Origin of the sequence: Spiroplasma endosymbiont of Nomada rufipes (assembly GCF_964277355.1) — a bacterium.
Taxonomy (GTDB): Bacteria; Bacillota_I; Bacilli_A; order Mycoplasmatales; family VBWQ01; genus Spiroplasma_E.
In genome coordinates this window covers 622,662-644,650 of the sequence record NZ_OZ195517.1, presented here as the reverse complement: position 1 = coordinate 644,650, position 21,989 = coordinate 622,662, and the positions used below count along the sequence as shown (strand labels likewise).

Annotated in this window: 29 protein-coding genes and 4 tRNA genes; 25 read left to right on the top strand and 8 right to left on the bottom strand. The window is 23.7% G+C overall.

Translation table 4 applies throughout. The annotated features are described in order from the left end of the window. The first annotated feature begins 29 nt into the window (after positions 1-29). Both ACICQF_RS03530 and ACICQF_RS03525 read left to right on the top strand, forming a co-directional pair. Positions 30-2,327 (top strand): heavy metal translocating P-type ATPase, encoded by a 2,298-nt coding sequence (locus ACICQF_RS03530; protein ID WP_395472780.1) that lies wholly within the window; start codon positions 30-32, stop codon positions 2,325-2,327. A 61-nt stretch (positions 2,328-2,388) separates the two neighbouring features. After that, on the top strand, positions 2,389-2,661 hold the full coding sequence (locus ACICQF_RS03525) for a hypothetical protein (protein WP_395472779.1): 273 nt from the start codon (positions 2,389-2,391) through the stop codon (positions 2,659-2,661). 223 nt (positions 2,662-2,884) lie between these two features. On the opposite strand, the gene ACICQF_RS03520 is transcribed toward ACICQF_RS03525, so the two are convergent. The 6 genes from ACICQF_RS03520 to ACICQF_RS03495 all read right to left on the bottom strand — a co-directional run bounded on the left by ACICQF_RS03520 (position 2,885) and on the right by ACICQF_RS03495 (position 5,394). Continuing rightward, entirely contained in the window at positions 2,885-3,703 is an 819-nt protein-coding gene (locus ACICQF_RS03520) for a Cof-type HAD-IIB family hydrolase (protein WP_252320908.1), read from the bottom strand. 427 nt (positions 3,704-4,130) lie between these two features. Beyond that, on the bottom strand, positions 4,131-4,829 hold the full coding sequence (locus ACICQF_RS03515; RefSeq protein ID WP_395472778.1) for an IS30 family transposase: 699 nt from the start codon (positions 4,827-4,829) through the stop codon (positions 4,131-4,133). 170 nt (positions 4,830-4,999) lie between these two features. Further along, positions 5,000-5,084, bottom strand: a tRNA-Leu gene (locus ACICQF_RS03510). 4 nt (positions 5,085-5,088) lie between these two features. Then, a tRNA-Lys gene (locus ACICQF_RS03505) sits at positions 5,089-5,164 on the bottom strand. A 56-nt stretch (positions 5,165-5,220) separates the two neighbouring features. Next, a tRNA-Glu gene (locus tag ACICQF_RS03500) sits at positions 5,221-5,295 on the bottom strand. Positions 5,296-5,319: 24 nt separating this feature from the next. After that, positions 5,320-5,394, bottom strand: a tRNA-Asn gene (locus tag ACICQF_RS03495). A 225-nt stretch (positions 5,395-5,619) separates the two neighbouring features. Here ACICQF_RS03495 and ACICQF_RS03490 point away from each other — a divergent pair. From ACICQF_RS03490 to ACICQF_RS03475, 4 genes are all read left to right on the top strand, one after another. Further along, the gene (locus tag ACICQF_RS03490; RefSeq protein WP_395472777.1) at positions 5,620-6,318 is read left to right on the top strand and encodes an IS30 family transposase; all 699 of its coding nucleotides are present in this window, start codon (positions 5,620-5,622) and stop codon (positions 6,316-6,318) included. Positions 6,319-6,722: 404 nt separating this feature from the next. Next, positions 6,723-7,886: a hypothetical protein gene (locus tag ACICQF_RS03485; protein WP_395472776.1), complete on the top strand. Its 1,164-nt coding sequence runs from the start codon at positions 6,723-6,725 to the stop codon at positions 7,884-7,886. A 58-nt stretch (positions 7,887-7,944) separates the two neighbouring features. After that, positions 7,945-9,105, top strand: coding sequence for a hypothetical protein (locus ACICQF_RS03480; RefSeq protein ID WP_395472775.1), 1,161 nt, complete (start codon positions 7,945-7,947; stop codon positions 9,103-9,105). A gap of 184 nt (positions 9,106-9,289) precedes the next feature. After that, entirely contained in the window at positions 9,290-10,240 is a 951-nt protein-coding gene (locus ACICQF_RS03475; protein WP_395472774.1) for an IS30 family transposase, read from the top strand. A 977-nt stretch (positions 10,241-11,217) separates the two neighbouring features. Here the strand turns inward: ACICQF_RS03475 and ACICQF_RS03470 are convergent. Both ACICQF_RS03470 and ACICQF_RS03465 read right to left on the bottom strand, forming a co-directional pair. Next, entirely contained in the window at positions 11,218-12,561 is a 1,344-nt protein-coding gene (locus tag ACICQF_RS03470; protein ID WP_395472773.1) for a hypothetical protein, read from the bottom strand. Positions 12,562-12,644: 83 nt separating this feature from the next. Next, on the bottom strand, positions 12,645-13,067 hold the full coding sequence (locus tag ACICQF_RS03465) for a hypothetical protein (RefSeq protein WP_395472772.1): 423 nt from the start codon (positions 13,065-13,067) through the stop codon (positions 12,645-12,647). Positions 13,068-14,410: 1,343 nt separating this feature from the next. Between ACICQF_RS03465 and ACICQF_RS03460 the strand changes: the two genes are divergently transcribed. From ACICQF_RS03460 to ACICQF_RS03370, 19 genes are all read left to right on the top strand, one after another. Next, a complete protein-coding gene (locus ACICQF_RS03460) occupies positions 14,411-14,566 on the top strand; it encodes a hypothetical protein (RefSeq protein WP_395472771.1) in 156 nt (51 codons plus the stop codon). Further along, positions 14,551-14,676: a hypothetical protein gene (locus tag ACICQF_RS03455; protein ID WP_395472770.1), complete on the top strand. Its 126-nt coding sequence runs from the start codon at positions 14,551-14,553 to the stop codon at positions 14,674-14,676. Before ACICQF_RS03460 ends, ACICQF_RS03455 begins: the two co-directional genes overlap by 16 nt. A 57-nt stretch (positions 14,677-14,733) precedes the next feature. After that, positions 14,734-14,928: a hypothetical protein gene (locus tag ACICQF_RS03450; RefSeq protein ID WP_342257314.1), complete on the top strand. Its 195-nt coding sequence runs from the start codon at positions 14,734-14,736 to the stop codon at positions 14,926-14,928. Positions 14,929-15,062: 134 nt separating this feature from the next. Next, entirely contained in the window at positions 15,063-15,227 is a 165-nt protein-coding gene (locus tag ACICQF_RS03445) for a hypothetical protein (protein WP_338957566.1), read from the top strand. A gap of 2 nt (positions 15,228-15,229) precedes the next feature. After that, positions 15,230-15,667, top strand: coding sequence for a hypothetical protein (locus tag ACICQF_RS03440; RefSeq protein WP_338957565.1), 438 nt, complete (start codon positions 15,230-15,232; stop codon positions 15,665-15,667). After that, positions 15,657-15,950, top strand: coding sequence for a hypothetical protein (locus tag ACICQF_RS03435; RefSeq protein ID WP_338957564.1), 294 nt, complete (start codon positions 15,657-15,659; stop codon positions 15,948-15,950). The genes ACICQF_RS03440 and ACICQF_RS03435 overlap by 11 nt, the downstream gene beginning before the upstream one ends. Positions 15,951-15,953: 3 nt before the next feature. After that, entirely contained in the window at positions 15,954-16,115 is a 162-nt protein-coding gene (locus tag ACICQF_RS03430) for a hypothetical protein (protein ID WP_338957563.1), read from the top strand. A 65-nt stretch (positions 16,116-16,180) separates the two neighbouring features. Then, positions 16,181-16,339, top strand: coding sequence for a hypothetical protein (locus ACICQF_RS03425; protein WP_395472769.1), 159 nt, complete (start codon positions 16,181-16,183; stop codon positions 16,337-16,339). After that, positions 16,339-16,626: a hypothetical protein gene (locus tag ACICQF_RS03420; protein ID WP_395472768.1), complete on the top strand. Its 288-nt coding sequence runs from the start codon at positions 16,339-16,341 to the stop codon at positions 16,624-16,626. Before ACICQF_RS03425 ends, ACICQF_RS03420 begins: the two co-directional genes overlap by 1 nt. After that, positions 16,619-17,131, top strand: a complete 513-nt coding sequence (locus tag ACICQF_RS03415; RefSeq protein ID WP_395472767.1) for a hypothetical protein — start codon at positions 16,619-16,621, stop codon at positions 17,129-17,131. The genes ACICQF_RS03420 and ACICQF_RS03415 overlap by 8 nt, the downstream gene beginning before the upstream one ends. Next, positions 17,131-17,274 carry a hypothetical protein gene (locus ACICQF_RS03410; RefSeq protein WP_338957559.1) on the top strand — a complete coding sequence of 48 codons (144 nt, stop codon included), beginning with the start codon at positions 17,131-17,133 and terminating at the stop codon, positions 17,272-17,274. Before ACICQF_RS03415 ends, ACICQF_RS03410 begins: the two co-directional genes overlap by 1 nt. Beyond that, complete coding sequence (locus tag ACICQF_RS03405) at positions 17,267-17,542, top strand: hypothetical protein (protein WP_338957557.1); 276 nt, start codon at positions 17,267-17,269, stop codon at positions 17,540-17,542. The genes ACICQF_RS03410 and ACICQF_RS03405 overlap by 8 nt, the downstream gene beginning before the upstream one ends. A gap of 48 nt (positions 17,543-17,590) precedes the next feature. Continuing rightward, positions 17,591-17,782, top strand: coding sequence for a hypothetical protein (locus ACICQF_RS03400; RefSeq protein ID WP_395472766.1), 192 nt, complete (start codon positions 17,591-17,593; stop codon positions 17,780-17,782). Positions 17,783-17,897: 115 nt separating this feature from the next. After that, on the top strand, positions 17,898-18,281 hold the full coding sequence (locus ACICQF_RS03395) for a hypothetical protein (protein ID WP_395472765.1): 384 nt from the start codon (positions 17,898-17,900) through the stop codon (positions 18,279-18,281). 15 nt (positions 18,282-18,296) lie between these two features. Beyond that, positions 18,297-18,455 (top strand): hypothetical protein, encoded by a 159-nt coding sequence (locus tag ACICQF_RS03390; protein ID WP_338957552.1) that lies wholly within the window; start codon positions 18,297-18,299, stop codon positions 18,453-18,455. Between the two features lie 34 nt (positions 18,456-18,489). Continuing rightward, complete coding sequence (locus ACICQF_RS03385; protein ID WP_338957816.1) at positions 18,490-18,681, top strand: hypothetical protein; 192 nt, start codon at positions 18,490-18,492, stop codon at positions 18,679-18,681. A gap of 16 nt (positions 18,682-18,697) precedes the next feature. Continuing rightward, a complete protein-coding gene (locus ACICQF_RS03380) occupies positions 18,698-19,075 on the top strand; it encodes a hypothetical protein (protein ID WP_342257219.1) in 378 nt (125 codons plus the stop codon). An 18-nt stretch (positions 19,076-19,093) separates the two neighbouring features. Next, positions 19,094-20,278 carry a hypothetical protein gene (locus tag ACICQF_RS03375; RefSeq protein WP_395472764.1) on the top strand — a complete coding sequence of 395 codons (1,185 nt, stop codon included), beginning with the start codon at positions 19,094-19,096 and terminating at the stop codon, positions 20,276-20,278. An 11-nt stretch (positions 20,279-20,289) separates the two neighbouring features. Then, on the top strand, positions 20,290-21,987 hold the full coding sequence (locus tag ACICQF_RS03370; protein ID WP_395472763.1) for a hypothetical protein: 1,698 nt from the start codon (positions 20,290-20,292) through the stop codon (positions 21,985-21,987). Positions 21,988-21,989 lie beyond the last annotated feature (2 nt).

The window sequence follows — 21,989 nt, the reverse complement described above, 5'->3', positions numbered from 1 at the left end:
ATATTAAAATTTGAGGAGATGAAGTTAATATGAATAATACAAGTGATATAAATGATAATTTTGTTATTAGTAGAGCAGTACTGTCAGATGTTTCATGTACCTCTTGTGCTAGTGTCATCGAAAGACATTTTACCAAAGAAGATGGTATTACTGTTAGTATCAATTTTGCTACTAAAAAAGCACAATTTAGTTATGATCCTAAGTTTTGAAATGAAAAAAAAATTAAAAAAGCAATGCATCATTTAGGATATGAAATTTGTAAGTTTGAAACTGAGATTAAAGATATAAAAACGAGTCACCAAGTTGATATGAAAGATATTACAGATGATCATAGTAGTCATAGTCATAGTAGTGAACAACATCAATCTCATATGTCAGAACAACATCATAATCATCAACATAATGTTAAATTACGTGATTTAATTGAACTTATTATTGGTTGAATATTGTTACTACCATTATTATTAATTATGATACCTAATACTTCATTTTTTGATAGTTTACGTAATCCTTATGTCCAACTTGCACTAGCACTTCCAATTCAATTTTATTTTGGTCGTAAATTTTATATTGGTATTTATCGAGAATTAATTAAACAAAAATGACCCGGTATGCATACTTTAGTAGCACTAGGAACAACAACGGCATTTATTTTTTCTATTTATTTAATGATAATTAATAAAACCGAACACTTATATTTTGAAGTTAGTGCTTCAATTATTATGATTGTTTTACTTGGTGATTTAATTAGTGCTGTTGCACAGAAAAGATCTACTAGTGGCTTAGAAAGTTTAATGTCATTAAAGCCAAAATCAATATTAAAATATGATTATAATACCAAAACAGAAACTTTTATTAATATTGAAGATGTACAATTAAATGATATTTTAATTATTCGAAAAGGTGAAAATATTCCTACTGATGGTCAATTAATTAGTGAAGAAGCATTTATTAATGAATCAATGTTAACTGGTGAATCGCAAGTTATTACGAAACAAGTTAACCAAAATTTAATTGGTGGAACTAATAATGTTGGTGATAGTTTTAGAATGAAAGCAACTAAAATTGGTAAAGACACAGTATTAGCAAGTATTATTAAGGCAGTTGAAGATGCACAATCTCAGAAACCAAAATTACAAAAATTGGCTGATAAAATTTCTGGGTGATTTACACCAACTGTTATTTTAATTGCCATTTTAGTTTTTCTTATTCGTTATTTTGCAGTAGGTAATGGTGTGCAAGAATCATTAGAAATTGCAATTGCAACTTTAATAATTGCTTGTCCTTGTGCATTAGGGATTGCAACACCATTAGCAGTTGCTGTTGGAATTAATAAAGCAGCAAAAACAGGAATTATTTATAATAAGGCTAGTGCTTTTGAAAAAATTACTAAGATTGATACCATTTGTTTTGATAAAACAGGAACATTAACTACTGGTAATTTGGTTATTACTAAAATTTATGGTCAAGAAAAACATGTTAATAAGGCAATTGCTATGGAAAAACATTCAACACATCCTTTGGCTTTAGCTTTTTCTTTATATGCTAATACTAATAATGTTGGACAATCATTGACAATTACCGAAGTTAAAGAACAAATTGGTTTTGGTATTAAAGCAAAATATCAAACTGAAGAATTACAAATTTCATCACTTGAAAATTTACAAAAAGCAAAAATGCCATTTAGTCCATTTCTAAAAACATTTGATTTTGAAACAGTTACTCCTAGCCAGAAAGTATTGGCATTGGCAATTAATAAAGTTGTTACTAATATTTTTATTTTAGAAGATGAATTACAAACAAATGCATTATTAACAATTGAAAAAGTTAAAAAACAGGGAATTGAGGTTATTTTAATTAGTGGTGATAATGAATCACAAACACTTGCTATTGCTAATCGCGTTGGGATAGAAACATACTTTGCTAATGTTACACCACAAGGTAAATCACAAATTGTTGCTGATTTACAAGCAAAAGGGAAAAAAGTAGCGTTTGTTGGTGATGGTATTAATGATGTTATTGCCTTAGAACAATCTGATTTAGCAATTGCAATGGGCTCTGGTAGTGATATTGCTAAAAAAATTGGTGATATTACTATTCTTGATAATGATATTAGTATTATTTATAAGGCTATTGTTTTAACTAAAAAAACTAAAAATAATATTTGAATGAATTTTATTTGAGCATTTAGTTATAATATTATCATTATTCCATTAGCTGCTGCCGGATTTATTATTCCACCGTTGGCTGCAATTGCGATGGCTCTTTCTGATATAACTGTTGTTGGAAATTCATTAATTTTTAAATGAAGAAAATATAAATATTAGATAATATATAAATTAATAATAAATAAAAAAGTACTTTATTTTTTTGAAAGGGGAAATTTAAATGGCTAGACAAAATGAAGAAAAAAGAGCAGATCTTGATCAAAAGATATCTATTTTACAGGAAATGATACGTATTATAGAAGAAAAAAATAATGTTGAACCAAACCCTGATGAAAAGTTGATTAGAATTAATCAACTGATAATTGATGATTATAAGAATAAACTTTCTCTATTAGTAAAAGAAAGAGAAAATAATGATTGAGAAACAATTAATTTAGAAGATATTGATAAACCATCCACAAGTCAAAATAAATGAAGTTTATCAAAAATATAAAAAAAGTTACCTTTCTCTATAACCCTACTAGGTAAGTATTTTGATTATACTTTATCATTGTTGATTTGTATAGAAATTTTAGTGTTTTTTTAAAATTTCAATATTTTTTTATATGCTGAATTATACTTGGACTTACAAGTATAATTAAGCTATTATTATAATATATTTTAATTATTAGTGTGTTAATAAACTATAAGAGTATATTTTTAAAAATATTAAGTTTTTATTTTTTAAAAACATAATTATTAATAATATATCCAACTCCATGTTCATCATTATTTGGAGCAATAGTTTTACCATATGGTTTTAAAGCAATATTAGCATTTTCCATTACTATTGGATGACCAGATACTTCAAACATTGGTAAATCATTAAATCCATCACCAATCGTTAATGCATCTTTAGTGTCAATATTTAAATGATTACATAATCATTGTAGTGCTGAACCTTTATTAATGTTTTTATTACCAATTGAAAAAACATTTGTATGATATTGAACAATTGTTAAATCCGGAAAGTTAGTTTCAAAATTATTAATGAATTTTGTAATTTCATTAGCCTTTCAATATTTTTCTAAAATAACCATTACTTTTGAAATTGGCATTTTAATATCAGTACTATTAGTTAACTTAATAATTTTAATTTGCAGATTTTCAACTCATGTACTTCAACTATTAGCCGCATGGTTAACATACAAAGTATCAATACTATTAAAATGTAAAATCATTTGTTTATTATATTTGGTTAATCATTCATAAAGTTTAATTGTTGTTTCTGAATTTAATTGTTGTAAATAAATTCATTTTTGTTTAGTATATGATCAAATTTCAGCGCCATCATTACCAATAATATAACCATCATATTTTTCAGCATTAATCATTTTACCAACACGAATAGCATTTTCACCATATCTACCTGTATTAATCACAACTTTAATATTATTTTTTTGAGCTTTTAAACAAGCATTAAGATTAATTTCACTTAAGGCACTGCCACTATCAAATAAAGTACCATCTACATCAGTAAAAATTATTTTTACCATCAATCATTTCCTGCTTTCTTTTTTCTATTATTTTATTAATATTATAAAGATAAAATAATAAAATACTATATATTTCCATAGAATAAAATTTCTTAAATTAAAATAAAATATTATGTTTAAAATATAATATTTTATTTTAATTTTTATATAAGCTAAATTGTAAAGGTAAGTGCAACTAAATTATTTTTCTATCCAAATATTCGATTGGTGAAAGATAATTTAATATTTTTCTCGGTCTTTGATTTAAAGACAATATAAATTTATGAACTTCATTTTTATTAGTTTTTGAAAAAATAAATTTTTTAGGAAATTTTTCTCTAATTAAAACATTAGTATTTTCATTAGTACCTCTTTGTCAAGGTGAATATGGATTGGCAAAATAAATTTTTACATCTAAATTTTTTTCAAGTTGTTGTCAATTTGAAAATTATTTGCCACGATCAAAATTAATAGTTTTAACAATGTTTTTAGGAAGAATTGATAAATAATAACTGACATTTTTATTAATAACTTTAGTAGTTCTGTTTTTAACTAATATTGCTAAAGTAAATCGTGATACTCTTTCAATTAAAGTTATTAAACATGATTTGCTTTTACCTAGTGATGATACTATAGTATCTCCTTCTCAATGACCAAGTGTTATACGATCATTAACATTTATATCTCGTTCTTTAATTGATTTACCATTAAACTTGCCACGATTTTCTTGAGATTTTCGTTTTTTACCTTTTCTTCTTAAATTTTTACTAGTAACTTTATCAAGCATTCTAAAATAAATTCAAGTATAAATTGTTTTAAAACTAATAACTCACTCTTTATGAAAATTTTTAATTCTGCCATAAATTTGTTCAGGTGATCAACCTAATAGTAATTTTTGTTGTACATATTTTACTAAATTCTTATTTTTAAACTTATGAAAACTAATATGTGATTGTTTTCGATTTTCAGCTTTATTTTGTGCAATTAATGAAAAATAATGATTATTATCTTTATTTCTATTAATTTCTCGAATAATAGTACTAATACTTCGATTAAGATTTTTAGCTATTTCACTAATTTTAAATTTAACTTTCAATTGATTCTCAATATAAATCCTTTCATCTATGCCAAGATGTTTATAACTCATATAAAAACTCCTTACTTTTTTCTAAACTAAATTTAGCATTATGAAATTTTTATATGAGAATTTTTTGCAATTTTATTTACTTGCACTTACAAGTATAATTCAGCATAATAAAAATTTCAAAAAAGAAAAAAACCTTTAATGAAAAACATAAAGGTTAATAAAATAATGTATGGTGCGGAACAAGGGACTTGAACCCTCATGCCTTTCGGCGCCAGAGCCTAAATCTGGTGCGTCTGCCAGTTTCGCCAATTCCGCATTTTGGTGTCCCGTATAGGCCTCGAACCTACAATCCTCAGATTAAGAGTCTGATGCTCTGCCAATTGAGCTAACGAGACATCTAGGGGAATAAAAAACAAGTAATTATAATACTTGCAGTCTAAATATTAATTAATGGTGACTCGTACGGGGATCGAACCCGTAATGTAGGAATGAAAATCCTATGTGTTTACCAATTCACCAACGAGCCGTAGAAAACAAGAGTTTAGAATAATGGCGCCCAGTATAGGATTTGAACCTATGACACTTCGATTAACAGTCGAATGCTCTGCCGCTGAGCTAACCGGGCATTTACTAAACCTTAATTATTATATTGAAGAAAAGTATAATTTGCAATAACTAATAAAGTTTTTTTGATTTTTTTCTTGATTACGGCAATGTATATGCTTTATTAATCATTTTTTTAAATTGCTGAATTATACTTGTAAGTGCAAGTAAATAAAATTGCAAAAAATTCTCATATAAAAATTTCATAATGCTAAATTTAGTTTAGAAAAAAGTAAGGAGTTTTTATATGAGTTATAAACATCTTGGCATAGATGAAAGGATTTATATTGAGAATCAATTGAAATTTAAATTTAAAATTAGTGAAATAGCTAAAAATCTTAATCGAAGTATTAGTACTATTATTCGAGAAATTAATAGAAATAAAGATAATAATCATTATTTTTCATTAATTGCACAAAATAAAGCTGAAAATCGAAAACAATCACATATTAGTTTTCATAAGTTTAAAAATAAGAATTTAGTAAAATATGTACAACAAAAATTACTATTAGGTTGATCACCTGAACAAATTTATGGCAGAATTAAAAATTTTCATAAAGAGTGAGTTATTAGTTTTAAAACAATTTATACTTGAATTTATTTTGGAATGCTTGATAAAGTTACTAGTAAAAATTTAAGAAGAAAAGGTAAAAAACGAAAATCTAAAGAAAATCGTGGCAAGTTTAATGGTAAATCAATTAAAGAACTAGATATAAATGTTAATGATCGTATAACACTTGGTCATTGAGAAGGAGATACTATAGTATCATCAAGAGGCAAAAGCAAATCATGTTTAATAACTTTAGTTGAAAGAGTATCACGATTTACTTTAGCAATATTAGTTAAAAACAGAACTACTAAAGTTATTAATAAAAATGTCAGTTATTATTTATCAATTCTTCCTAAAAACATTGTTAAAACTATTAATTTTGATCGTGGCAAATAATTTTCAAATTGACAACAACTTGAAAAAAATTTAGATGTAAAAATTTATTTTGCCAATCCATATTCACCTTGACAAAGAGGTACTAATGAAAATACTAATGTTTTAATTAGAGAAAAATTTCCTAAAAAATTTATTTTTTCAAAAACTAATAAAAATGAAGTTCATAAATTTATATTGTCTTTAAATCAAAGACCGAGAAAAATATTAAATTATCTTTCACCAATCGAATATTTGGATAGAAAAATAATTTAGTTGCACTTACCTTTACAATTTAGCAATTAAATATAATAATAACTTAAGTATTATTTGTAATAATGAATACTATTAATGGTAAAAGTAATTAGAAAGAAGTAAACATAGAAATCATGTAGAATTACATTATTAATATAAAGGGGTTTTAATTTATGAAGTTATTATTAGCAACATTAAGTTTTTTAACATTTGGAACAAATGTAGGAACTTTTGGAAATGTATTAAGTACGAATCTAAGCAAAATAAATAATAGTATTAAAGAAACTTATAATATAATTCCTAATTCATTTAGTTTGAAAAGTGAATTAAGAAAAGAAAAAATGAATACTGATAATATTGATGTTGATATGTTAGATGGAATGACAAAGGCTATTATTCGTTATATGCCAGATACAACAGATTTACCTTTTTTAGTTAAAGAGGTTAATTTGCTTTGACTAAGTAATGATATTAGTCAAATAATAACTAAAAAAGCATTGCCTTATAGTAAAAGTTTTGAAAAAAACGGAATAGTTGATAAAGATTTAATTTTAGAAGCAATTAATATTATGAATGGTACTAAGTTTTCTAATAATGATTTAGATGTACTAATTAATCAAGATAATAAAAATATTTCTTTAATAGCAAAAAGTAATAGTCACTTTCAAGGGAAAATAGATATTTTAAATAAGCCAGTAGAATTTTCGGATATTTTTTATGAACAAAATCTTGGAAAAATTTATTTTAATACTGATATGTATGAAAAAAGCACATTCTTACATCCAACAAGTCAATTTGGGAGATTTGCAACAGTTATGGAATATTTAGGAAATCGTAATAAATTAATAAAATTTTATGAAAATGAGATTACATCTGCTTTAACTAGTTCAGCATTAAAAATATATGAGTTAAGTTTTCCCAATTTTAATAATGAAGGAAAGATTGAATTTAGTTTTGCAATTGAAAATATTATGAATTATTCATCATTTAAAGCAAACTTTTTACCATTACCAACAGAAAATAATCGAGTTTTTATTAACTACCAAGGTAAACAACCAAAAAATGATGAAGAAATTGACATTAAGTTAGAAGGATTATATACAGAAAATAATAAAAATAAATTATTTTATGATGTTGTAGTAAAGACACTTGGTAAAAAAATTGCTGATAAGTATAAAGATATTTTATATAATGAATTTCTTATTGAGAGTTTTAATAAAAAATTAAAAACTGCAAAAATAACTCCTAAAACAGGATCAAAAATATTTGCTTTTTCAACAAAAGTATCAGAAAGTTATACAGAAATACCTTATTATAAGTTAAATATTTCATGATAGCATAATTAAATTAATATAAATCCCTAATTATTTAAATATAGATTCAGGAGATAAAGTTATGAGAAAAATAATTAGATTTTTTTTAAATTATATTTTGGTTAGTGCAACAACAATAAATGTTATTGCTTGTAGGTGAGGTTGTACTAATAATGATTATGATTTAGCTGATGAAAATGAGCAAGATATTTCTGGTAATTATATTGTTCCTGATATCAATAAGAGAATTAATAAAGTAGTAAGTGATCGCATAAATTTTATTGAAGGTGAAGATGCTGCTAGTTTAAAACAATGATATTTAAAAAATCCGCAAAATTGATTTAATAAAACTAGTAAAAAACTAAACTTTGTTACTAATTTAGAAGAAAAAATTCAATATCAGGCAAAAAAAGAATCGATTAATGAATTTAACTTGTTAGCAAATAATAAGAGTAATTTTACAGATTTTTCTGATTTACAAAATCAAATTAATATTACTAATCTTGGCAAAACTTATACAAATATTAATTGGGATACATTAATTAATTCATCTACAATAAATGCTAATGAAAAAGCAGAGATAAAAGATAAATTAGTTCGATTTTATAATATATTTGCACAAATTTATGGTAAAAAAAATGTTCTTAAACTTTTATATCGAGTGGCTAAAATTAATAAAAATGGCTTATTTGGTTTTGTTAAATCTGGTTATGTTTATGATTCACAATTTCAAAATTATTCATTAGTTCAAGTTATGGCAATAAATCCAAATTCTCTTAGTAAAAGAACTCAATATTGGCAATATGTTAGTGGTTATAAAGCTTCCAAAAGTATTATTAGAACAATTGTTCATGAATATGGTCATGCTTTAGGTTCTTTTATTCGTTTAAATTTTCAAGGAAAACAAAGAATAAATTCACTTTCAGATAATGATCCTAAAAAATGATGAAATAATTATTTTAATTCATCTTATTTATTAAAAGATAATCTAGAAAAAGGAGAAATAACTGATGAAACTAATTATATGATTTCATCATTAGCAAATGGTACAAAAATTAACGATCCAATTTATCAAAAACTTTTAGCATATGGTATTGTGAGAAGTGAATATGGCCGAGAATCACATCTTGATTTATTTGCCGAAGCCTTTGATCAGTGAATAGATACTGAAGAAAGTCAACGTAATATTGCATGAGAAAAATTAGATAATTTTTTTAGAATTGATTTGCCTAGAATATTATAAAAAATATGAATCTAAAATTTAAGTTCAAATTAATAAAAGAAAAAATAAAATATCTTATTAGAAACAATAAGAATTTATATGCTGAATTATACTTGTAAGTGCAAGTAAATAAAATTGCAAAAAATTCTCATATAAAAATTTCATAATTCTAAATTTAGTTTAGAAAAAAGTAAGGAGTTTTTATATGAGTTATAAACATCTTGGCATAGATGAAAGGATTTATATTGAGAATCAATTGAAATTTAAATTTAAAATTAGTGAAATAGCTAAAAATCTTAATCGAAGTATTAGTACTATTATTCGAGAAATTAATAGAAATAAAGATAATAATCATTATTTTTCATTAATTGCACAAAATAAAGCTGAAAATCGAAAACAATCACATATTAGTTTTCATAAGTTTAAAAATAAGAATTTAGTAAAATATGTAGAACAGAAATTACTATTAGGTTGATCACCTGAACAAATTTATGGCAGAATTAAAAATTTTCATAAAGAGTGAGTTATTAGTTTTAAAACAATTTATACTTGAATTTATTTTGGAATGCTTGATAAAGTTACTAGTAAAAATTTAAGAAGAAAAGGTAAAAAACGAAAATCTAAAGAAAATCGTGGCAAGTTTAATGGTAAATCAATTAAAGAACGAGATATAAATGTTAATGATCTTATAACACTTGGTCATTGAGAAGGAGATACTATAGTATCATCACGAGGTAAAAGCAAATCATGTTTAATAACTTTAATTGAAAGAGTATCACGATTTACTTTAGCAATATTAGTTAAAAACAGAACTACTAAAGTTATTAATAAAAATGTCAGTTATTATTTATCAATTCTTCCTAAAAACATTGTTAAAACTATTACTTTTGATCGTGGCAAAGAATTTTCAAATTGACAACAACTTGAAAAAAATTTAGATGTAAAAATTTATTTTGCCAATCCATATTCACCTTGACAAAGAGGTACTAATGAAAATACTAATGGTTTAATTAGAGAAAAATTTCCTAAAAAATTTATTTTTTCAAAAACTAATAAAAATGAAGTTCATAAATTTATATTGTCTTTAAATCAAAGACCGAGAAAAATATTAAATTATCTTTCACCAATCGAATATTTGGATAGAAAAATAATTTAGTTGCACTTACCTTTACAATTTAGCAAGAACTTTTTTTGATGTTCTTTTGCTATTTTTATTTTTTGTTCTATTAATTCTTTTTTGTCTTTTTCTTCCATTTTTACTTTCTTTTCTAATATATTCTATTGCTTTTAGCAGCATAAAGAATATATATTTTTATTTTTAGATTATTAATACTATTAATTATATTTTTTAAGAAAAATGGGCTCAAAAATAAATTATGAAATTTTAAAAAACATTAAGGCATTCGATTCAATATTTATTTAATTTGTGTTTAACAAATTAATATTTTAATTGAACCGGCACCGCTTAATTTTTTTTACAAGTTTGAAATTTATTTTTTCGCCCAAAAAAATTTTTCAAAAAAAAATAAAAAATAAAACCAACACTTGCTCACTGGGGAGTGGCAAGGTTGGTTAAATAAAGAATAGAATTAATACAATAGGTCCCTACAACAGGTCTATATATACTAGTTTCCAATTCGCTCCCACCCCAAGAATTACCATTTAATGGTTAGTATAATTTATTAGGTATCACTCCACTTTTTATTTATCCATGCAAGTCCACATGCTAGCTACTATTTTTAACAACTGTGTTGTAGTTCACTTTTTTAGTTCCCTAACACGTGTTGATAATAGTGTTAAAGAAGATTATTAATTATTAACTTTCTCCTACTTGGTCACTGCGTGTAGTAGATATTTAAAGGGTGCTAATAATAAAAAATATTAAAATTTTACAATTACAAAAAAAGACAAGATTATTTCTTGTCTTTTTCCTTGTTGATAATTTTAATTTAACTTATAAAATGTATATTTTATTTTTTTTAAATACGTCGAATATAAAATATAAATTTAATGTTTTAAGAAAAGAGAGTAATTTTGTCTAATTTTAATGATTTTTAAAATAATTCATCTGGAAATAAGTTAATTATGTAGTAATTTAATTTCCTACTTTTTTGGGAACCTCCCAAATAAATTTTATAATTTTCTTGAATTATTCTTAATTTCACTACTTAAAGTTTCATTATTTAAATTATATTTATTTATTTCTTTTGAATTAAAACTTTTAATTTCTTCTTTTCTTAATAAAAGTTGTGTTGAATTTTTAATTTGTTCTTCTGTAAATGACTCAATTTGTGTGGGTGTAAATGCTTGTATTTGTTTTTCATTAAAATATGGAATTTGTCAATCTGTAAATCAGGGTATTTGTTTTTCATTAAAATAAGTAATTTGTGCGGGTGTAAACTCTTGAATTTGTTCTTTTGTAAATGCTTGTATTTGTGTTTTTGTAAATGTTTGAATTTGTTTTTCATTAAAATAAGTAATTTGTGTGGGTGTAAACTCTTTAATTTGTTGTTCTATAAATACAGATATTTGTTTTGTTGTAAATGTTAAAATTTGTGTGGGTGTAAATGCTTGTATTTGTTTTTCATTAAAATATGGAATTTGTCAATCTGTAAATCAGGGTATTTGTTTTTCATTAAAATAAGTAATTTGTGTGGGTGTAAACTCTTTAATTTGTTCTTTTGTAAATGCTTGTATTTGTGTTTTTGTAAATGTTTGAATTTGTTTTTCATTAAAATAAGTAATTTGTGTGGGTGTAAACTCTTTAATTTGTTGTTCTATAAATGCAGATATTTGTTTTGTTGTAAATGTTAAAATTTGTGTGGGTGTAAATGCTTTGATTTGTTTTTTATTAAAATATGGTATTTGTTCTTCTGCTATTGCTAAAACTTGTTTTGATGTAAAAACCGAAATTTGAGTTGGTGTGAGTGCTTGAATTTGGAGATAAATAAGTCAATGAATTTGTTCTTTTGTAAAAGTTTGTATTTGTTGTATTGTTAGTGTTTGTATTTGTACTTTTGTGAGTGCTTGAATTTGTTCAGTTGTAAATCGGGGTATTTGTTTTTCATTAAAATAAGTAATTTGTTGTGGTGTTAATGCTTGAATTTGTTCTTTTGTGAATGCTGAGATTTGCTCCTTTGTAAAAGTTTGTGTTTGTTTTTTGGTGAATCAAGAAATTTGTTCTTTTGTTAGCCAAGTAATTTGTTCTATTGTAAGTGACAAAATTTGTGTCTCTGTTAATGTTTGAATTTGTTTTTCATTAAAAAATGGTATTTGTTCTTTTGCAAAATATGAGATTTGTTTTTCTGTAAAAACTGAAATTTGTTGTGGTGTTAATGTTTGAATTTGGATATAAATAAGTCAATAAATTTGTTCGTTTGTGAGCGCTCATATTTGTTGATTTGTGAATGATTGTATTTGCAATGGCAAAAATGAAGTAATCTGAATAGGTATAAATCACCCAATTTGGATAGGCATAAATGAACAAATTTGTTCCTTTGTAAACACTTGGATTTGTTCTTTGGTAAAGCTTGTATTTGCATTTTTGTGAAGTGTGGTATTTATTCTGGTACAAATGATTGTATTTGTTCTGTTGTAAATGCTTGAATTTGATTTGTAGTAAATCATTGAATTTGTTCGTTTGTGAACTGTGGAATTTTTTTACTTGTAAATCAATTAACTTGTCAATCTGTGAGTGATTGTATTTGTTCGTTTGTGAGTGTTTGAATTTTAATTTGAGTGAATCATGAAATTTGTTCTTTTGTAAAGTTTTGATTTTCAATGAATCAATAAATTTGTTCTTCTGTAAATGCTAAAATTTGTTCTTTTGTCAATGCCAAAATTTGTTCTTTTATAAATCACTTTATTTGTTCGATTGTGAGTGCTTGTATTTGTTTTTTAGTTAAGTTTTGTATTTGTTCTAATGTTAGTGCTTGTATTTGTTCAATTGTAAATAATGGAATAGGTATTTCTTTATGTTTCAAAATATAATCTGCGTGTTCTTTATTAACGTAGTTTATTAGACAACATGTTTTAAGAATTTTTTCAAATTCTGGTTTATTATTTATTATTTTTCTTGTTTAATTTAATTGTTTACCTATAAAATTTAAAGGTTCTTCATTGTAGAGTTTTAATTTTCTATTTTCAAATTCTTCTTGATAAATATTATGATAGTCTTGTAAGTCACTTTAATCCATAATTCTTGCTTGTCAAATAATATATTTTAAAGGGTTACTATCAAAAAAGATAGATTCAGCAGCAAATCCACCTAAATCAATTTGTAATAAAGTGTATAAAAGTCATTATCACTTATATTTTTAATTTGATTTAAAGGTATAAACTGATCAGATATTGTTCTTCCAAGGTATTGGGAATCTGAAGTGATAGATTCTAATTTTTGAAATTTGTTTTTAAATTTAGAATCTAAAATAATTGTTGTATGTCCTGCTTCATGAATACAAGTAATGTCTTGATCATTAGATTGTGTACAATCTGCAATAGATATATTTTTCGGTTTTCAATCTTTAATAGTTTCTTTATTATAAATTGTTTTAGCATTAGTATTTTGTAGTTGATTATTAAAAACTGGTGTGATTAATAATCATAGTTTAAATCAATAGTTTTGATTAAAATATTTGGGAGCGTACCGAAGATGTCGATAAATAAAAAGTTTTAAAAATAACTCCTTTCTTTTTTAAACCCTTAAATTAAAAATAAATGACAAAAGACGAGAATAAAATTCTTGTCTTTTTTTGTAATTGTAAAATTTTAAAATTTTTAATAACCGTCTTTAGCACTATTATCAACACGTGTTAGGGAACTAAAAAAGTGAACTACAACATAGTTGTTAAAAATAGTAGCTAGCATGTGGACTTGCATGAATAAATAAAAAGTGGAGTGATACCTAATAAAATATACTAACCAGAAATGGTAATTCTTGGGGTGGGAGCGAATTGGAAACTAGTATATATAGACCCGGAGTGGGGACCAACTATTATTATTTATTTAACCAACCTTGCCACTACCAAGTGAGCAAGTGTTGGTTTTATTTTTTATTTTTTTTAAAAAATTTTTGGGCGAGAAAATAAATTTCAAACTTGTAAAAAAAATTGAGCGGGACCGGTTCAATTAAAATATTAATTTGCTAAACGCAAATTAAATAAATATTGAATCGAATGCCTCAATGTTTTTTAAAATTTCACAATTTATTTTTGAGCCCAGAATTGCTGGAATGAATAAAACGAATAGTGGGATTATTAATAATCTAAAAATCAAAATATATGTTCTTTATGCTAGAAGCAACAGAACATATTAGGAAAGGATTATTATGCAAATAGAATTTAAAAAAGAACAAATTGTAAAAGATAAACCACAATCTATTCTTATTGATTATGGTGAATATAAATTACAATGTCCAAAATGAATGGTTAAAAATAATACTTTTATTGCTGATGATAAATATACATATTGAGTTTTAATTTAGAAAATATTAAAAGAGAATTAAGTGGTAATGAATTAATAAAATTATTAGAACCATATATTAAAGACCAAAAAATAACTGTTAATAAAGCAACTGCTCCAAAAGAATATTAACTTAATGATGTAAAACTTGAACAACTAACATTTTATGAACAGCATAATAGTTGATTTATGGGTGAAATAACAGATAACAAAACTAAAATTACTAATCCTTGTTTTAAATATAACATTACGTGAGAAGAAAACAGAAAAGGTTTTAAAATAAATAATCCATATAAACATGATGATTTACCAATTAATTATATAGTTACTTCTTATAAGGAAATTTCAACTCATAATGAAAAAGTATTTTTGTTGAACATGTAAACAAAATAAATTAGATTATTTATTCTTTAATACTAATGATATAAAAACAAGAAAATATTTTTTAAGAGATAAAAATAGTAAAGCAATTTGTTATGACTGTATTTTAAATATTAGGTTAAGTAGGAGGTATAAATATGAATAAAGAAAAAATACTTGAATATCTTAAAGATGAATGAGAATGAAATAAAGAAATGAGAGACGATGAAAAAGTAACTAAACTTTGAAAAAGTTGTTTTAATGGAAGATTAAATCTTATATCTCAATTAAATCAAAAAATTAAAAATGGTGAATTTGATTAATAATGCAATATGACTTAATTATTGGGATTGACCCCGCTGGTATTGGTAATAATGGAATTGTTATATATTCAAATGAAACAAATAGGATTATTTATACAGAAACATTCAACACAACACATGTTTTTGAAAGTAAAAATCGTTATAAAAGAATATTATCAATAATCAAAGAACAATTTTTTGAAAACAAAATATTAGTTATTGTAGAAAATTTCTTTTTAAGTTCAAAACAATTATTAACTAATCCATTAGCAACTCCTAAAATTATTGGTTCATTAATGGTATTAGTACAAGATGTTTTCAACTGAGATTATCTAGAAAACCAACCAAAAAATAAAAATAAAATAACAAATTATAAAGGAAATATAAAATTAACAAAACATGAACAAGATGCATATAAACACATTCAATACTATTTAAGGAATTATAAAAATGAAAGATAAAGCCAATTATGTCAAATTAACAGTAAAACTAAGTAACACTATTGAAGCAAAATATTACGAAAAAGGTAATAAAGAATTATATTATAGTGTTCGTGGTCAATGAAATGGTTTAAACTATGTTACTTTAATTTTTAATAATCCAAAATTTTATAACCGATGTATTTTATTAAACAAAAACGATGAAATTATTGTAACTGGTCAAATTTTTAATACTTTAAACATTCCTAAAAATCGTGTATTTTGTTCAATTAATGTTAAATGATTTAAAAAATGAAAAGAGTAAAAAATGATATGATGAGAAATTTTATTAATAGCACCAATATTAATAACAAGTATAACACTAATAATATTTTTAATATTTATTATTAAAGAATTAAAAAATGAATATAAAGTATTAAAAATATTAAGTGAAATTGCTAATCAAATTGAAAATAAGGAGAATAAATAATGAAATGTTTTCTTTGCATGCACGGAGAAATATATTCTCCAAAAACCTTGTATAAAATAAAAAAATTGAAAAAAATAATTTACCAAGATAGAGATATTGATAGTGAAGATTTTAAGAAAAGATATGAATATCTTTTAAAAAAATTAGGTGATGGTGATAATCAAATTATTTGAATAAATTTATTAATAAAGCAAGAAAGAAATAATAGAAAGGAGAATAAATAATGAATAAAGAAGTATGTTGTGAAGATTGTTGTGTATGTGATAAAAAACATGATTTATTTACTTGTGAAAAAAACTGCTGAGAAAATGTATGTGAACATTTTTATCAAGGTGATAAAGAACATAGAAATAAAGTTGATGAAATTAATAAATCAAGACATAAAAATTGTATTAATAAAGAAAGATTTATGCAATATCTTAAAAACACATATCGCTTAAACGGATATTATGAAGAAGTTTATAAACCAATTAAAACCAGAATTAAAGACCGGTGATTTGATAATGACTAATTATTTACTTTCAATTGACCCAAGTATTAAAAATACTGGATTTACTTTATGAAAAAAAGTTTATTTACATGATAAATATGATTTTTGAAATTGAAAACCAATATTTGTTAAAAGTTATAATTTAAAAGAATATGATGGACAAAGAAAATTTTATTGAGATATAAAAGTTAATGATAATGAATTGGATTTAATTATTGAACGTGGTACTTTTAATTCAAAAAATGGTATTGGTTATGAAACTCAAGAACATTTACGTGGTTTTATTGCAGGACAATTTAATAAATTATTAACAAAAGATATGTTAATAAGTCCAAGTGAATGAAAGAAATGATATGAACGTTATGACCCACCTATTTTTTGATTAAGACCTTGAGATAAAGAACTAAGTATATATGTTGCTGAAGAAATTATTAAAGAAAATAATCGAAATATAAAAATATCAAATCATGATGAAGCAGATAGTTTATTAATTGGTTGATATTATTTAAATAAGGAGAATAAATAATGAATAAAGAAAAATTACTTAAATATATGAAAGATATAATTAAATGAACTAAAAAAATTAATTATACAAACTCTGATTTGGACAAAAATATTTTAAATTTATTAATTGAAAAAATAGAAAAAGGTGAATTTGATAATGACTAAATTAACAGATTTATTTGGTCAAGATAAAATAGAAATATTTTCACCAAATCCCAAAGATTTAACAGATAGTAATGATATAAAAGCAATTATTTTATGAAAATATCCTAATGTTATTGCTGAATATTTAGTTGTTTCTCAACCACATGCAAATACTGCTATTTTAGTTGGTGATAACGTTCACTATACAGGTTGAGTTGAAGTGTTTATTAAACCAAAAAATGAAGGAGTAAATGAAAATGCCAAATGACACGAATGTACAATCAAATAACTATACTTTATAAAAATAATAAGAATTGGAATAAGTCCATTATCAGCAATGATTGGTACAAGTGCTTATTATGGTCAAATTATTGGTAATCCAGTATTAGGAAGTATTAATGCTTTATTATTTAGTAAAAAGTTAGGAATTGATATATGAAACTTAAATCAAATGCCAAGTACTAAAAAGAAAATATTAAATTCAAGTAAAAAAAATATTATTAGGTTTAGGAACTATTGGTTTAATTAATTATGCAAAATTTACAAAAATCAATCCTAATCCTGAACCACCACCTTGATTAACAACTACTACCACAGAAACACCACCATGACCATTATTATTAACTAATGATAATAAACAACAAATGGATTGAGATACATATATTAGTTTAAGTATTTATGGTATATCAAATCTAATTGGTGGGTTAAGTGAACTAATACCTAATAGATTTGAAGTAATAAGAAAAATATGTAATATGGCAACTAGTGGATGTCTAATTTCAAGTGGTGTAGCTATGGGTATAAATAATGATTTTAATAATGCTTATGCAGTACCAACAATAGTTGCTGGTGCAAGTGAAATTATACATAATTTATTACCTATGGAAACTACAAATTATAATCAAGAAATGCAAGAAACATCATTTACAAATGAAACAAGAAGATTAATTAATATTGATGCTATTAGTAATAATAGTGGAAGTAGTGATGTTTTATATGAAAGACCAACTACATATGATAGTTTATAAAGGAGATGATAACTAATGAATAAAGAAAAATTGATTGAATATTATAACAATGAAATTCAGACATATAAAGAAAGAATGGAACAATTAAATAAAGAAATATCTTTATTGGTAACTATTATAAGTAATTCAAAATCAATGATTGAAAGAATTAATAATGGTCAATTTGACGAATAATTAAAAATAAATAATTGAAAGGAAATAATTTAAAATGAAAGAATTTTTACATGAATTAATTATTATTGGAACAAGTGTAGGAACATTAATTTGTAGAGAATTAATTGTTTGATTTAAAAGATTTATTACAACTCCAAAACATATTAGAAGAAATAATAAAGTGATGAAACATCAAAAAAAATTAGCAAAACTTAATGAAAAAATTAATGGAAAAGAAAATAAATAATAAAGGTGTGATTTAAATGTTAGAAAATGAAACTAATGTTGAACAAAATACTGAACCTTTAATTGAAAATAATAATTTACAACAAGAGCAAGAAATTAAGATTGTTGAATTAGAAAATAAGTTAAATAAACTTAATCAAGAAATTAAAGAAAAAGAAATAATTAATATATTTAAAAAATATCAAGTTAAAAAAGAATTTTATGAATTTTTAAAATTTAAAACAAGTAATATAGAAAATTCAAAAATTGAAGAAACTATTAAAAAAATGATTAAAGAACAACCACTATTTAAAGAACCAATTAATACAGGTGGTAAACAAGAAACAATATTAACAAATCAAGAAACTTCAATAAAAAGTAGTTTATTAGATTATAAAAAGAAAAATAATTTATAAAAGAAAGGAAAATTTAAAATGCCAAATCCAGTGCCATTTAAACAAAATTTAGATAATACTACAAAATTAGTAGAAACACCTGAATTTATAGAATTTTATAAACAATCAAATAGTCCATGAGCAATTTTTTTTCCAATTGAAATGGTTAATTCTACAAAAATTGAATTTATAGTTAAAAAACCAAAAGACCCAACATTCAAAATACTTCATTGAAATGATAAAAGTAAAGGATTAGAAGTTGGTTATGTTGATACTGATAAAATTATTAAAGAAATTACAAAAGAAGCTAGTACAGGAGAAATGATTGGTGAAGTTGATTTATTTGCAGATAATGGGCAAAATTTACTAGAAAGTATGCAATATGAAGTTGCTAATGATTTAGCAGATTATTTAGCAAATAATGATACAAATACAATTGCTAAATCTGCCAAAAAAGTAATCATTACTGATACAACACCAGTAGGATATTTAAAATCAATGTTATCAGCATGAAATACTTTATTTCAATTAAGAAATAGTAATAATTGTAAATTTTTTATAACAAATAGTCTTTATGATACTTTAGTTTATTTAGCAGATAATAAAGGTTTAATTACTGATAATCAACTAGCACAACAATTAAGATTAAATGGAACAAATTTATATATTAAAGGTGTATTATGTCAAATTGTTATGGATGATTATATGACATTTAAAAATACTGAAAATAAAAATCAAATTATGAATTTTGTTTTAGCAACACCAAAAGCAATGAAAAGATATATGTTACAACAAACTAGTATATATGTTGAAGATATTAAAGATGGTAAAGTTCCAAAAAGATATTTAGTTGGTGGACAAGTAACAGGAGAATCTATTCCTTATATGTCAAACTCAGAAACAGAATCAAGATGAATGTTATGTGGTATTGTTAATAAAAAATATTTAAGTGAAGAAATTACAACATTAACAACTAATATTACTGCTGATACTACTAAAAAGAATAAATTATTAGATACAACAATTAAAAATACAACTGAAATAAATAATTTAAATCCAAATTTAACAACTCCAATTATTAATTATTTTAGTGATGCCCAAGGTCAAGTTGATGTAAGTAATCAAAACCAAAAAGCAGGAGATTTATATGTAGTAATCACTACTAATGACACTGATAAAAATTATCAAGGTTCAACAAATCCTATAAAAATAACTCTTAAATAAGGATAATTATTATGCCAATTGGTACAACTAGTACAGCAATACTTTTAAACATAAATAAACCAAAACATACTAGAACAAGTCAACAACAAGAACATAAAAGTTGATGATGAGAAATTTTAGAAATGATTGGTGTACAAGTAATAGCAGTAGCACTTGCTCCTTTTACTGGTGGATTAAGTGAAAGTTTAGCACTTGGTTTAGGTGCAAGTGATTTATTTGCTAGTATTAGTGCTGTTTGTGTAGAGTTTTTAACTGATTTTACTATTAATCAAGTTTATGATTATTTAAAAGGAAATGTTACACCATTAAATACTTTTTTTAATATATTACCTGCATTTGCTGGACTTAATAGAATTAGTCGTGGTTATCGTACAACTAAATTTATTAGTTTAGCAGAAAAAACTAAAACATTAGAAAAAATTGGTATTAAAAAAGCAAAAAATTTACAAGAAATCATTAGTCAAGTAAGTGGAAAAGAAATTTTAACAGATAAAATTATTGGAAATAAACGTTATTTATTTAATTATAACCATGCTCCAAATCGCGAAACAATAATACAAAATTTAGGTTTTGTTGCTGAAAGACAATATAAAAATAATTTTGCAAAATTAGAAGTACAAGAATTAAAAAATTATTTATTATTACAAAATGAATTAATAAAGTTAAGTCCACAGTTAACTCCTAAATTTAAAATTAAAGATATTGATAAAGCAAACAATTTTTTACAAAAATATAATACTGATTTAAAAGAAGTATTAAAACTGAACCAACATGACTGATTAAATTTAGTTCATACAATACATGCAGAAAATAGATATGGAAAATCTTTAATTTTAGATTTACAAAAAATTCGTGCTAATGCAATTAAATTTAATTTTAAAAATAGTTCAATTCATAAATTAGTATTAAAAGCAAATCAAACTTTTAAATATTTTGATATTAAATTTTATTTTAAAAAAGGTTTAAATAAATTTTGAAAAGATACTTCATATTTTGACAAAATAAGAATAAATATTTATAAATTACAAGAGAAATTCGAAAAATTAGAAAAACAAGCATTTGAAAAAATTAATAAATTAAAAGAAAAAACAATTGATGTATTTACAAGTGCTGAAAAGAAAGCAATTAAACATGCACAATTAATTCCATTAAATTCACCAGTATTTATGGCTTGTAAAATTCAACCTTTATCATTAGATAAATGTGGAATTACTATTTATCATCGTAATCCTAAATATAAACCAATTGTAGTTATTGATAGTATTATCAAAGCAGAAACTTTTGTTATTCAAATACATCCATTTCATTGATATAGATGATATAGCGGTTGATATATTGGATATGGAGTTAGTCAAAATAAATGATTAAAAAGTATTGCTTTTTCTCCACCAGTTGTACAACAAATGATTAAAGATAGTTTTAAAATTTATAGGCAAATATTAAGGACAATTAGAACTTATCATAAAGTAGTTAATGTTATTAATAATCCTATTGATAATGTCAATAAATCATTTAAAAGGGTGGGTTTAAAATTCTCAGTTAATACTGTATTTGGTACTGGATTGTTAAGACATTTAGAAAAATTTGCATATAATCAAGTTGTAAAAAAAGGAAAGAAAAAATTACAAAAAGAAATTATACATATATCACATAGAAAAACTAAATCAAAAACCAAACGTTATAAAAAAGCATTTTTTAAGGAATGATAAAA